Annotated in this window: 10 protein-coding genes and 1 pseudogene; 10 read left to right on the top strand and 1 reads right to left on the bottom strand. The window is 75.7% G+C overall.

Annotated elements, in window-relative coordinates:
- Position 1 precedes the first annotated feature (1 nt).
- The 8 genes and pseudogenes from ACFUEL_RS22105 to ACFUEL_RS22070 form a co-directional block, all read left to right on the top strand.
- Positions 2-157: pseudogene (locus tag ACFUEL_RS22105) on the top strand (beta-ketoacyl synthase N-terminal-like domain-containing protein); the annotation flags it as partial.
- A 504-nt stretch (positions 158-661) separates the two neighbouring features.
- The gene (locus ACFUEL_RS22100; protein WP_380238232.1) at positions 662-3,136 is read left to right on the top strand and encodes an SDR family NAD(P)-dependent oxidoreductase; all 2,475 of its coding nucleotides are present in this window, start codon (positions 662-664) and stop codon (positions 3,134-3,136) included.
- Positions 3,121-3,825, top strand: coding sequence for a 4'-phosphopantetheinyl transferase family protein (locus ACFUEL_RS22095; RefSeq protein ID WP_380238231.1), 705 nt, complete (start codon positions 3,121-3,123; stop codon positions 3,823-3,825). Before ACFUEL_RS22100 ends, ACFUEL_RS22095 begins: the two co-directional genes overlap by 16 nt.
- The gene (locus tag ACFUEL_RS22090; protein ID WP_380238230.1) at positions 3,798-4,571 is read left to right on the top strand and encodes an SDR family NAD(P)-dependent oxidoreductase; all 774 of its coding nucleotides are present in this window, start codon (positions 3,798-3,800) and stop codon (positions 4,569-4,571) included. The genes ACFUEL_RS22095 and ACFUEL_RS22090 overlap by 28 nt, the downstream gene beginning before the upstream one ends.
- A 133-nt stretch (positions 4,572-4,704) precedes the next feature.
- Complete coding sequence (locus ACFUEL_RS22085; RefSeq protein WP_380238229.1) at positions 4,705-6,246, top strand: MFS transporter; 1,542 nt, start codon at positions 4,705-4,707, stop codon at positions 6,244-6,246.
- A 71-nt stretch (positions 6,247-6,317) separates the two neighbouring features.
- Positions 6,318-7,067: a TetR/AcrR family transcriptional regulator gene (locus ACFUEL_RS22080; protein ID WP_380238228.1), complete on the top strand. Its 750-nt coding sequence runs from the start codon at positions 6,318-6,320 to the stop codon at positions 7,065-7,067.
- A gap of 33 nt (positions 7,068-7,100) precedes the next feature.
- On the top strand, positions 7,101-7,535 hold the full coding sequence (locus ACFUEL_RS22075) for a hypothetical protein (RefSeq protein WP_380238227.1): 435 nt from the start codon (positions 7,101-7,103) through the stop codon (positions 7,533-7,535).
- A gap of 114 nt (positions 7,536-7,649) precedes the next feature.
- Complete coding sequence (locus ACFUEL_RS22070) at positions 7,650-8,924, top strand: MFS transporter (RefSeq protein WP_380238226.1); 1,275 nt, start codon at positions 7,650-7,652, stop codon at positions 8,922-8,924.
- Positions 8,925-8,984: 60 nt separating this feature from the next.
- Here the strand turns inward: ACFUEL_RS22070 and ACFUEL_RS22065 are convergent, their stop codons facing one another.
- The gene (locus tag ACFUEL_RS22065) at positions 8,985-9,488 is read right to left on the bottom strand and encodes a PadR family transcriptional regulator (protein ID WP_380238225.1); all 504 of its coding nucleotides are present in this window, start codon (positions 9,486-9,488) and stop codon (positions 8,985-8,987) included.
- Positions 9,489-9,789: 301 nt separating this feature from the next.
- Between ACFUEL_RS22065 and ACFUEL_RS22060 the strand changes: the two genes are divergently transcribed.
- The gene (locus tag ACFUEL_RS22060; protein ID WP_380238224.1) at positions 9,790-11,505 is read left to right on the top strand and encodes a glycoside hydrolase family 13 protein; all 1,716 of its coding nucleotides are present in this window, start codon (positions 9,790-9,792) and stop codon (positions 11,503-11,505) included.
- 370 nt (positions 11,506-11,875) lie between these two features.
- Positions 11,876-13,255 (top strand): NADP-specific glutamate dehydrogenase, encoded by a 1,380-nt coding sequence (gdhA, locus tag ACFUEL_RS22055; protein WP_380238223.1) that lies wholly within the window; start codon positions 11,876-11,878, stop codon positions 13,253-13,255.
- The last annotated feature ends 13 nt before the right edge of the window (positions 13,256-13,268 follow it).

Below are 13,268 nucleotides of genomic sequence, written 5' to 3'. Positions count from 1 at the left end.
GATGCCGAACGTGATCCCGGCCCGGGTCGCCGCCCGGTACGACCTGCACGGGCCGACGATGACGCTCGACACCGGCCCCACCTCGGGCCGCACCGCGCTCCGGGCGGCGGCGGCGCACCTGCGGCGCGGGGAGCTGGAACTGGCTCTGGTGCTGGGCGTCAACGGCGTCTCCGACCCCGAACCGCCGACGGCGGAGGGCGCGTTCGGGCTGGTCCTCACCCGGGCCTCGGTCGCGCGCGCCCGGCGCTGGCCGGTGCTCGACACGCTCGAGTCCGTCCTCGCCGAACTGGAACGGCCGGAGCGGCCGGAGCAGCCGGAGCGGCCCCCGGCCGGGCCCGACCGGTGGAGCTACCCGGGCGCGGACGACCTGCTGGCAGCCGTCCGCCACCTGGTCACCCCCCCCCCCCCCCCCCCCCCCCCCCCCCCCCCCCCCCCCCCCCCCCCCCCCCCCCCCCCCCCCCCCCCCCCCCCCGAACCCCCCGTCACTCCCGCCACCGACCGCCCCACCGCTCCCGCCTCCGCCCGCCCCGCCACCACCGCTCCCGCCACCGCCCGCCCCATCGCTCCCGTCCCTGCCCGACCGCTGACCTGGCGGCACACCCTGTCCTGGCAGCCGTCCGGCCGGCCCGAGCCGCGGCAACTCCCCTTCCCCGCCGACACCTTGCTGATCACCGGCCCCGCGCAGGAGTCCGCCCTCCGGGCCGCCGCGCCCGGCGTCCGGCTGCTCGCCGTCGGGGCGGGCGAGGACCCGGGGCGGGCCGTCGACCGCGTCCTGGCCGGGTGTCCGGCGGGGTTCCGGCACCTGCGGGTGGTCGCCGACCTGCACGCCGCGCCGCCGTGGCCCGCGCCGCCGACGGCCGACCTGCTGGCCGTGCAGGAGGCGGCGTTCTGGGCGGTGCGCCAACTCCGCGACGCGCTCGCCACCTTGGCGGTCGGCGTGGCCTCGCCGTTCCGCGCGGGCGAGCCCGCGCCGCACGCCCACCTGTTCACCGGGTTCGTCAAGTCGCTGGCCTGGGAGCTGACGGAGTGCACCGTCCGCGCACTGGTCTCCGACCGCACCGATCCGGCGGTCGTGCTGTCCGCGCTGGAGGGCGAACTCGCCCGCCCGGCCGACGGGTTGCCGGTGGCCCGGCACCGTGACGGCGTCCGGCTGGTCCAGCGCCTGTCCGCGCACGACCCGGTCCGTCCCGCACCGGAGGAGGACGGGCCCCCGCTGCCACCGCACCCGGTGGTGGTGGCCACCGGCGGCGCGCGCGGCATCACCGCCGCCTGCCTGCTCGGCCTGGCCGGTCAACTCCCGCTCCGGGTGCACCTGGTGGGCTCCAGTCGGCCCGCCGATGTGCCGGCCGAGCTGCTGGACGCCCCGGAGTCGGAGCTGCCCGCCGCCCGGGCCCGCCACATCACCGCCGAGCGGGCCCGTACCCCAGGGCGCCCGGTGGGCGAGATCAGCGCCGACTTCGACCGGCTGCTGCACGCCCGCGAGTCTGCGCTGACGCTGCGCGCGCTGCGGGCGTCCTGCGGCGTCGAGCACGTGCACTTCCACACCTGTGACGTGTCCGACCCGGCCGCCGTCCGGGCCGTCGCCGAAGCGGTCCGGGCCCGGGAGGGCCGGGTCAACCTGCTGGTGAACGGCGCGGGGCTGCACCACCCGGGCGACATCACCCGCAAGACGCTGCCGGGCATGCGCCGGATCCGCGACGTCAAGCTCGCCGGCTACCACCACCTGCGCGCCGCGTTCGACGGCCCGCTCGCCCCGGGGCTGTGGTGCAACTTCGGCTCGGTCACCGGCGTGGCCGGCCTGCCGGGCGAGAGCGACTACTCCCCCGCCAACGACTTCCTCTCCGCCGCCGCCCAATCCGCCTCCGACGACCGGGAGTTCACCATCGCCTGGACGATCTGGGACGAGACCGGCCTCGGCTCCGGCCCGGTCGTCCAGGCGTACACGGCCCGCACCGCGCGGCTGTCCCGGATGAGCACCGCCGAGGGCGTCGGGCACTTCCTGGCCGAACTGCGCCGCCGCGCCCGCCCGGAGGGCCGGACGGAGCGGCTGGTCACCTTCGTCGGCACCGCCGAGCACCACTCCTTCGACACCCGCTTCCCCGGCCTGCGCACCCCCGACACCCCCGCCTCCCCCGACACCGCCTCCCCCGCCACCCCCACCGCTCCCACGGCCCCGGGGTCCACCGTCCCCGGGCTGCTCGGCGCCCCCGTCCACCTCGAACCCGGCCGCGCCGTCTGGGAGTTGCTGCTCGCCCTGGACACCCACGCCTTCCTCCGCCACCACCTGGTGGACGGCCGCCCGACCGTGCCGGGCGTCCTGCTGGCCGAGCTCGCCGCCCAGGCCGCCCGCACCCTCTGCCCGGGGGTGCCCGTCCGCGGCCTCGACCGCCTGGCCTTCCGCACCTGGGTCCGCGCCCGCACCGACGGCCGCCCCGCCCGCTTCCGGATCGAGGCCCGGCTGCGCCCGTCCCCCGTGCCCGGCCTCCCGTCCCGCCCGGTGTACGCCGTGCACGTGAGCGTCCGCTCGGACGTGCTGGCGCCGGACGGGCGGGTGCTGGCCGCCGACCGCGAGCACTTCCGCGCCACCGTCCGGCTCGGTGGCCCGGCACCGCTGTTCACCCCGCACGCCCCGTTCCCCGACCGGCCCGCCCCCTCCTGCGACCCTTCCTCCGTCCCCTCCCCCGATCCCGCCCCCTCCTACGACCCGTACTACGACCCGTCCTCGCCCGTCCTCCTCACCGGCCCCTTCCGCGCCACCGACGGGTGCCGCGCCACCGCCACCGGCACCGCCGCCCACTGGCGGCCCGACCCGGACGCCCTGGCCGCGCTGCCCCGGCTCGGCACCCCGGCCGTGCTGCTGGACAGCCTGGCCCGCACCCCCGCCCTCGCACCCGAGCCGGATGGCCGGCACCCCGTGGCGGTGCCCCGGCACATCGAGCGGATCACCCTGCACCGGCCCGGCGACGACCACGACCTGCTGCTCGCCCACCCGGAGGGGCTGTGGCTGCGGCACTCCGCCGCGACCGGCACCAGCACCGCGAGCACGGCGGACGGCCTGGTCGTCGCCCAGCTGACCGGCCTGCACGGCACCGTCCTGACCCGGCTCCGGCCGCCCGCCCCGTGCTCCCGTCCCTGAGCGGCGCGCGGCACCGCCGGCTGGCCACCGCCGCGGGCCCGGTCGACCTCTGGTGGCACGTCAGTCCGCAGCGGCCGCCGCTCCGCGGGCACGCGTTGCTGCGGCACGCGGTGGCGGCCCGCTGCGCCCGGCCCGCGGCCGAGGTCGGCGTGGTCCGCGACCGGCTGGGCCGCCCCGCGCTGGCCGCCCCCGAGCGGTTCCCGCCGCTGCGGCTGTCCGCGGCGCACAGCGGGCCGGTCACCGTCGCGGCCGTGCTGGCGCCCCCGGACCGCGGCGCCCTGCTCGGCATCGACGTCGAGCACCTGGCCGCACCCCCGTCCGCGCACCTGCTGGAGTTCGCCCTGAGCGCCGCCGAGCGGGCCGCGCTGGCCGAACTCCCGCCCGTCCTGCGGAAGTCGGGGTTCCTGTCGCTCTGGACGGCGAAGGAGGCCGTCGCCAAGGCCCTCGGCTGGCCGCTGCTGCGCGCCCTGGTGGACGTGGAGCTGGTCCTGCGGCCCCGGCCCGCCGTGGTCCGGCTGGGGCGGGACCGGGCGCCGCTCGGCTGGCACCTGCTGCCGGTGCACCTGCCCGGCCGGCCGCACACCGCCACCCTCGCCCTGCACCACCGCCCCCGACCGCCCCGACTCCCCCCGCACCTTCCCCCACGACGGGAGCAGCCCCCATGGACCTCACCGGGAACGTCGCCCTGATCACCGGCGGCACCCGCGGCATCGGCCTGGCCATCGCCCACACCCTGCACGCCCACGGCGCCCGGCTGCTGGTCACCGGCCGCTCCGAGTCCGCCGGCCGCGCCGCCCTGGCCCGGCTGGACGGCGGCGCGGACGTCGCCTTCCTGGCCGCCGACGCCACCGTCCGGGCGGACGCCGAGCGCGCGGTGGACGGGGCGGTCGAGCGCTACGGGCACCTGGACGTGGTGGTGAACAACGTGGGCGGCGCCACCGAGTTCGCCACCGTCGCCGAGATCACCGACGCGGCCTGGCACGAGACGCTGGCCCTCAACCTGGACTCCGCGCTGCACACCACCCGGCGCGCGCTGGCCCACCTGCTGCCGCAGCGCTCCGGGCGGATCGTCAACATCGCCTCGGTCGAGGGCCGCGACCCGGACCCGGGGCTGTGCGCGTACGCGGCCGCCAAGCACGCGCTGATCGGCTTCACCCGGGTGCTGGCCAGGGAGGTCGGGGCGTACGGCGTCACCGCCAACTGCGTGTGTCCGGGCGCGGTGGAAACCGACTGGTTCACCGAGCGCGGTCCGCGGGCGGCGGAGGTGCTCGGCACCGACTACCCGGGCCTGGTGCGGCACTTCACCGGCCGCACCGCCACCGGCCGGCTGACCCGCCCGGAGGAGGTCGCCGCGGCGGTACTGCTGCTGGCCTCCCCGGCGGGCGCGGGCATCACCGGCGCGAGCCTCGCGGTGGACGGCGGGATGTCCGTCTGAACCGTCCCGCCCCTCCCGCCGGCCCCTCCGCCGGCCCCTCCCGGGAAAAGCGTTGTACACCGTAGAAGAACTCCTCTACGGTGTACAACGAGCGGCCGCCCGGCCGCCCCCACCCCTTCTCCCGGGAGCCTCCTTGTCCCACGACTCCGTCCGCACGACCCCCGCGCCCGACCCGCGGCGGTGGGTCATCCTGGCGGTGGTCTGCCTGGTCACGCTGGTGGTGCTGCTCGACAACACCGTGCTCAACGTGGCCATCCCCTCCCTGACGGAGGACTTGGGCGCGGGCACCGCCGACATCCAGTGGATGATCAACGCGTACGCCCTGGTCCAGTCCGGCCTGCTGCTGACCGCCGGCAGCCTGTCCGACCGGTACGGGCGCAGGCGCGCGCTGCTGATCGGCCTGGCGCTGTTCGGCGCCGGCTCCGCGGCGGCGGCCCTGGCCCAGTCCTCCGGCCAGCTGATCGCCGCCCGGGCCGGGATGGGCATCGGCGGTGCGCTGCTGATGACCACCACGCTGGCGGTGGTGGTGCAGGTCTTCCACGGCCCCGAGGTGCCGAAGGCGATCGGCGTCTGGGGCGCCGTCAGCTCGCTGGGCTTCGCCGGCGGCCCGCTGCTCGGCGGCGTGCTGCTGGCGCACTTCTGGTGGGGCTCGATCTTCCTGATCAACGTCCCGGTGGCGCTGGTCGGCCTGGTCGCGGTCGCCCGCCTGCTCCCGGAGAGCAAGGACCCTTCGGGCCGCCGGCCGGACGTCCCGGGTGCGGTGCTGTCCACCGTCGGCATGGTCGGCCTGGTGTACGCGATCATCTCCGGCCCGGTGCACGGCTGGGGCTCCGGCCAGGTGCTGCTGGCGGGCGCGGTCGGCCTGGCCGCGCTGGCGGGCTTCGTCGCCTGGGAGGCCCGCACCCCCACCCCGATGCTCGACCTGGGCTTCTTCCGCAACCGCCGCTTCAACGGCGCGGTGGCGGGCGGCATCCTGGTCGCCTTCGGCATGGCCGGTTCGCTGTTCCTGCTCACCCAGTACCTCCAACTGGTGCTCGGCTACCGGCCGCTGGAGGCCGGTCTGCGGATGTCGCCGCTGGCCCTGGTGATCGTGCTGCTCAACCTGTCGGGGGTCGGCGCCCGGCTGCTGCCGAAGATCGGCTTCGCGGGGGCCGTCGCGATCGGCATGGGGCTGCTGGCCGGCGGCCTGGCCCTGGTCGCGGCGCTGGGCTCCGGCCACGGGTACCCGGGGCTGCTGGCGGGCCTGGTGCTGATGGGCTGCGGCATCGCGGTCGCCAACCCGGCGATGGCGGCGGCCGTGATGGGCGCCATCCCGCCGGAGCGGGCCGGCGCGGGCGCGGGCGTGCAGGGCACGGTCACCGAGTTCGGCGGCGGCCTGGGCGTGGCGGTGCTCGGCGCGGTCCTCGGTTCCCGCTTCGCGGCGGGCCTGCCCGGGAGCGTCCCGGCCTCGGCCGCGAAGTCGCTGCCGGAGGCGCTGGCCGCCGCCCCCGACGACACCGCGCGGGCCGCGGTGCACGACGCCTTCGCCCACGGCCTGACGTCCAGCCAGCTGATCGGCGCCGCGGCCGTCCTGCTCGGCGGCCTGGTCTCGGCCGCCCTGCTGTACCGCGCCGACCGCCCGGCCGGCGCCCCCTCCGACGACGCCGCCCCGGAGCCCGTCCCCGCCGCCCACTGACCGCCCCTTCCCGGCCGCCGCTCTCCCCCAGGCCGTACGGTGGTGACACCCCGTCGAAGCGAAGGAGCAGCGTGGCCAGCAAGCGAGCCTCGCAGGTCAAGAAAAGCGTCTGGCTCACCCCCGGCCCGGTCCGCGGCCGCCGCTCCCCGCGGGCGGGCGAGGGCGGGCCGGGCAGCCTGGACCGCGAGGTGATCGTCTCCGCGGCGGTCCGGCTGCTGGACGAGTCAGGCGAGGCGAGGTTCTCGATGCGCGCGCTGGCCGCCCGGTTGGACGTCACGCCGATGTCCCTCTACTGGTACGTCGCCGACAAGGACGACCTGCTGGAGCTGGCGCTGGACGTGGTGGCCGGCGAGATGTCCCTGCCGGAGGCGGGGGACGGCACCGACTGGCAGTCCGGCCTGCGCGCCCTGGCCGTGACGTGGCGCGCGGCCATGCTGGCGCATCCCTGGGCGATCCGGATCTACGGCGACTACCTGAACATCGGCCCGAACTCGGTCCGCTACTCCGCCCGCGCCCTGGAGATCGCCCGCTCCTCCCCGCTCTCCGAGGCCGATGCGATGGCGGCCCTCTCGGCGATCTTCCAGTACACCTACGGCTTCACCGCCACCGAGGTCAACTGGTCCGAGAAGGCCGCCGAGGCCAACAGCACCACCGACGACCTGATCGAGGAGATCACCGAGGCCGTCCGCGACCTGCCGGGCGTCGCCGACTCCGGCGTCCTGGTCGATCGCCCCGCCGAGCCCGACCACGTCCTGCGCGAACGCGACTTCCACCGCGCCCTCGACTGGCTCCTGATCGGCATGCAGTCCGGCCTGCGCTGAGCACCGCCGCCCCGACACCACCACGGACACCCCATGAGCGTGATCGTCACCTTCTTCCGCGCCCCCGGCCACGCCGCCGCCACGGCCGCCGCCCGCGGCCCCGGCTCCTTCGTCGAGGCGCTGGAGTACGGCAACTTCGACGCCGACGAGGCGCTGACCGGCTGGGAGGCCCTGCTCACCGGCCGCGGCTTCGACGAGGTGCTCGCCGAGGAGCGCCCGGAGGACGAACTGCCCCCGGACGGCGGGGACGGCCCGCTCCTGCTCGCCCTCTCGCCCGCCCTGCAGGCCCGCCTCGCCACCGCCGCCCCGACCCTGCTCGCCGCGACCGCCGCCCGCTGGGTCCGCGAACTGGCGGACGACGGCGTCGACTTCGACCCCGAGTCGGCCACCGAGATCCTCACCTCCCTGGCCCGGCTGGCCCGTTCCGCCACCGCGGCCGCCGACCGCCTCTACTGCCTGTCGACCTGATCCCGGGGCCGCCGAGGAGTCGCCGGCCTCCTGCCGGCGGGGCCGGCCGGCCGGGTGATGGGCTAGGGTCCTCGGCGTGTCCGAGCCCGTTCCCGCCCTCCCCCCGTGCGTCCCGTGAACCTCGCCCGAGCCCTGCTCGACGTCCGGCCGCTGCGCACCTCCCGGCTGTTCCGGTGGCTGCTGTTCGGGCGGACGGTGTCCACCCTGGGCAGCTTCATGACCGTGGTGACCGTGATGTTCCAGGTGTGGGACAGCACCCGCAGCCCGGTGTGGAGCGGGGCGGTCGGCCTGGCGCAGGCGCTGCCGATGGTCGGGGTCGGCCTGTTCGCGGGGGCCTGGGTCGACCGGGCCGACCGGCGCCGGATCTACCTGCTGGGCAACGCGGGCCAGGCGTCCTGCTCGCTGCTGCTGGCGGTGCAGGGCCTCTCCGGCCGCCTGCCGGTGGGCGCGGTGCTGGCGCTGGTCGCCGTGCAGGCGTCCTTCGGCGCGCTGGGCGCTCCGGCGGCGGGGGTGTTCGTGCCGCGCCTGCTGCCGAAGGACCAGGTCGCGGCGGGCCTGGCCCTCAACCAGGTCACGGGGCAGGCGATGATGCTGGTCGGTCCGGCGGTGGCGGGCGTGGTGCTCGGCCGGTGGGGCGTCGGGGTGTGCTACCTGCTGGACGCGGCGAGCTTCGGCGTCTCCTTCGCGTGCGCGTTCGGCCTGCCGCCGCTGCCCCCGGTGGGCGGCGCGGCCCGGTCGGGCCTGGGCGGGGTGGCGGACGGGCTGCGCTTCCTGGCCGGCCACCGGGTGGTGCGGGGCGCGCTGCTGACGGACCTGGCGGCGACGGTGCTGTCGATGCCGGTGTCGCTGTTCCCGCTGGTGAACACCGAGCGCTTCGGCGGGAGCCCGCGCACCCTCGGCCTGTTCCTGTCCGCGCTGGCGGTGGGCGGGGTGGTCGCCATGGCGTTCTCCGGGCCGGTGACCAGGTTCGGCCGGCCCGGTCCGGTGATGCTGACCGCCTCGGCGGTCTGGGGCGGCGCGCTGGCCGCGTTCGGGCTGACCGACCGGGCCTGGACGGGGCTGCTCCTGCTGGTCGTGGCCGGCGGCGCGGACGCGCTGGCGGTGCTCGCCCGCACCACGGTCGTGCAGACCTGCACCCCGGACGCGGTGCTCGGCCGGGTGACGGCGGCGGAGACCGTCGTCGGCCAGGCCGGGCCGCAGCTCGGCAACCTGCGCGCGGGCGCCGTCGCGGCCTGGGGCGGGGCCGCCGCCGCGCTGGTCGGCGGGGGCCTGCTCTGCCTGCTGGCGGTCGGCGCGGTGGCCGCCTCGACGCCGGAGCTGCGGCGCGCCGTGACGGGCGGCGGGGGCGGCGGGGGCGGCGAGCGGGCGGCACCGGCCGGGACCGGCTGATTCCGCGGCCGGGGCCGGTCGGGGCCGGGGCCGGTCAGGGCCGGGGCCAGGGCCGTCGGCTCAGGTGAACTCCTGCTGGCAGCGCTCCAGCCAGTCGAGTTCGGCCTGCAGGTGGAGGACCTCGCCCTCGATCAGCAGGCGGGAGACGCCGTGGTCGGGGGCCTGGTCGGCGGTGGCGTGCAGGCCGCGGATGGTGGCGAGGCAGTGGGAGCGCTGGAGGTCGATCAGGGCGCGCGGGTCGGCGAGGCGGGTGCGCGGGGCGAGGACGAGCTTGAGGAAGAACTCCTCGCGGACCTTGGCGCCGTCGGAGGGGCGGGCGAACCAGTCGGCGAGGGCGCGCCGCCCGTCCTCGGTGAGGACGAAGACGCGTTTGGCCGGGCGGCCGTCCTGGGCGACGTCCTGGCCCTCGATCAGGCCGGACTTCTCCAACCGGCCGAGCGTGACGTACACCTGGCCGTCGTTGGTGCGGGCGTAGGCCGGGCCGAACGTGGACTCCAGGGCGCGCCGGAGCTGGTAGCCGTGCGCGGGGCCGGTGGCAAGCAGCGCGAGGAGCGGAAGCCGCACTCGGGTGCTCCCTTCGAGATGGGTGGGGGGAGTGCGCCGTGCGGCCGAACTTCGTCGGTCGTACGCCGGGCGGCTCTCCTGGGCTTTGCCCTACCCCGTTGTGCGCCCCCTTATTCGCCCTGATTCGCCCCGACTGGTGGCACTCTTCGCCCCAGGAGGTGACATCTTCACCTCCTGTCTCCTGGACATGCTCTTTGGCCTATACCTAACATCTAGGTATCCCCGAGGAACTGACGGTAGGTCAGGCGGGGCCCGTGCCTGTCAGCGCGACCTCCCTCGCGCGCTCCCGTGAAGGTGACGCATGATCACGTCCGTCGTCCCGGCCGACCCGCCGCGCCCCACCGAGCCCCTCGGGGCCCTGGGGGCCTCCGCCGTCCTCACCGCCGACGGCGTCCTCCCGGAGGAACAGCCGGCCCAGGCCGCCCCCGACGTGCTCTGGTGGCGCGACGCGGTGATCTACCAGGTGTACGTGCGCAGCTTCCAGGACTCCGACGGCGACGGCATCGGCGACCTCCCGGGGGTGCGGGCCCGGCTGCCGTACCTGAAGCGGCTGGGCGTGGACGGGGTCTGGCTGAACCCGTTCTACCCGTCGCCGCAGCACGACCACGGCTACGACGTGGCGGACTACAAGGGCGTGGACCCGATGTTCGGCACCCTGGAGGACTTCGACCTGCTGGTCGAGGACTGCCGGAAGCTGGGCCTGCGCCTGGTGCTGGACACCGTGCCGAACCACTGCTCGGCCGAGCACCCGTGGTTCCTGGAGGCACTGGCCGCCGCCCCCGGCAGCCCGGAGCGGGCCCGGTTCCACTTCGCCGACGGCCGGGGCGCGGACGGCGAGCTGCCGCCGAACAACTGGCGGGCGATGTTCGGCGGCCCGGCGTGGTCCCGGATCACCGAGCCGGACGGCGCCCCGGGCCAGTGGTACCTGCACATGTTCACCCCGGAGCAGCCGGACCTGAACTGGCGCAACCCCGAGGTGCCGGTCGAGTTCGAGAAGGTGCTGCGGTTCTGGCTGGACCGGGGCGTGGACGGCTTCCGGATCGACGTGGCGGCGGGCCTGTTCAAGCACCCGGAGCTGCCGGACTCCCCGGACCCGGACGCGGACGAGCGCACCCGCGACTCGGTCAACCCGCTGGCCTGGAACCAGCCGGAGGTGCACGAGGTGTGGCGCTCCTGGCGGGCGATCTGCGAGGAGTACACGGCGCTGGACGGCCGGCAGCGGCTGCTGGTCGGCGAGGCGTCGGTGCCGACCCCGGCCGAGCAGGCCAAGTACGTGCGCGGGGACGAGCTGCACCAGGCGTTCTTCTTCCACCTGCTGCACGCGCCGTGGGACGCCGAGCACTTCCACCAGGTGATCGACGCGGCGGTGCGGGACATCACGGCGACCGGTTCGACGGTGACCTGGGTGCTGAACAACCACGACCAGGTCCGCACCACGACCCGTTTCGGCAGCCCCGAGCGGGCCCGGGCGGCGGCGCTGCTGATGCTGTCGCTGCCGGGCGCGGCGTACCTGTACCAGGGCGAGGAGCTGGGCCTGCCGGAGGTCGACGACCTGCCGGACGAGGTGATCACCGACCCGATCTTCCACCGCACGGGCAGCCGCAAGGGCATCCGGGACGGCTGCCGCGTCCCGCTGCCGTGGGCCGGGGCCGAGGCCCCGTACGGGTTCGGGCCGGAGGGTTCGGCGCCGACCTGGCTGCCGCAGCCGGCCTCGTTCGCCGGGTACACCGCCGAGCGGGCGCTGGCCGACCACACCTCGGCGTACCACCTGTACCGGGAGGCGCTGCACCTGCGCCGGCTGCTGCCGCAGCTGGGCGAGGGGACGCTGCGCTGGCTGGAGACGCCGCCGAACGTGCTGGCCTTCGTCCGGGGCGACGGCCTGCTGGTGGCGATCAACTTCGGCACCGTCCCGGCGCCGGCGCCGGTGACCGGGCAGCCGCTGCTGTCCTCCGGCCCGTGCCCGGCCGGGGTGCTGCCGCCGGCCACCACCGCCTGGTGGATCCAGCCGCGCCGCTGAGGGCCGGTCCTTCCCGGCGGTGGGCCGACCGCCGGGAAGGACCCGGGATCCTCCCAGACACGCCCGGAACTCACAGCGAACTCACACCGTCCACCGAGTTTGCGTACGGTAGCCCGGCAGATGGGGCGCCGATGAACCAATCTTTACCTTTCGGGTGACCGAAATAACCCATTCAGGTGTTCACATCGTGGACATACTGTCGATGCGCGCAGGTCAGCCCTGTGACAATGGTGCAGACCACCGGTCCCACCCCGTCGACCGGCGCGTGTCAGGCGCGCCGCCGGCGGTCCTCAACGGCGAGGAGGACCAGGGGCGCTCCCGGGACGGGAGTGCCCTCGTGCACCATCCGATCACGGAAGGTTGTGCCTGAATGCCGGCCACCCCCAGCTCTGCCGCGTCCACCGACGCCGGCGCCCGCCTGATCGAGCCGCTGTACCAGGAAGTGCTGCGCCGCAACCAGGGCGAGAACGAGTTCCACCAGGCGGTCCGCGAGGTCCTCGAAACCCTCGGCCCGGTGCTGCTGCAGCGCCCCGAGCTCGTCGACGCCCGGATCATCGAGCGGGTCTGCGAGCCCGAGCGGCAGCTGATCTTCCGGGTGCCGTGGTCCGACGACAAGGGCGGCATCCACGTCAACCGCGGCTTCCGGGTGGAGTTCTCCAGCGCCCTCGGCCCCTACAAGGGCGGCCTGCGCTTCCACCCCTCGGTCAACCTGGGCATCGTCAAGTTCCTCGGCTTCGAGCAGATCTTCAAGAACGCCCTCACCGGCATGCCGATCGGCGGCGGCAAGGGCGGCTCCGACTTCGACCCCAAGGGCCGCTCGGACGCCGAGATCATGCGCTTCTGCCAGTCCTTCATGACCGAGCTGCACCGCCACCTCGGCGAGTACACCGACGTCCCGGCCGGTGACATCGGCGTCGGCGGCCGCGAGATCGGCTACCTGTTCGGCCAGTACAAGCGGATCACCAACCGCTACGAGTCCGGCGTGCTCACCGGCAAGGGCCTGGGCTGGGGCGGCGCGCAGGCCCGCACCGAGGCCACCGGCTACGGCTGCGTGATGTTCACCGAGGAGATGCTGCGCACCCGCGGCGAGAGCCTGGCCGGCCAGCGCGTGGTGGTCTCCGGCTCCGGCAACGTGGCGATCTACGCGATCGAGAAGGCCCAGCAGCTCGGCGCGACCGTGCTCACCTGCTCCGACTCGACCGGCTACGTGGTCGACGAGAAGGGCATCGACCTGGCCCTGCTCAAGGACATCAAGGAGACCCGCCGCGGCCGGGTCTCCGACTACGCCGAGGCGCGCGGCTCGCACGTGAAGTACGTGGCCGGCACCGGCGTGTGGAACGTCGCCTGCGACGTGGCGCTGCCCTGCGCCACCCAGAACGAGCTGCACGAGGCGGACGCCCTCGCCCTCGTCCGGGGCGGCGTCAAGGCCGTCGCCGAGGGCGCCAACATGCCCACCACCCCCGAGGCCGTCCGGGTCTTCCAGGAGGCCGGCGTGGCCTTCGCCCCCGGCAAGGCCGCCAACGCCGGCGGCGTGGCCACCTCGGCGCTGGAGATGCAGCAGAACGCCTCCCGCGACTCGTGGACCTTCGAGCACACCGAGGCCCGCCTCGGCGAGATCATGAAGCACATCCACGACTCCTGCTACACCACCGCGGAGAAGTACGGCAGCCCCGGCAACTACGTGGTCGGCGCGAACATCGCCGGCTTCGAACTGGTCGCCGACGCGATGCTCGCCCAGGGCCTGATCTGACGGTCCCCCGGAG

Source organism: Kitasatospora sp. NPDC057198 (assembly GCF_042670125.1).
Taxonomy (GTDB): Bacteria; Actinomycetota; Actinomycetes; order Streptomycetales; family Streptomycetaceae; genus Kitasatospora.
This window is presented reverse-complemented; position numbering and strand designations above follow the sequence as displayed.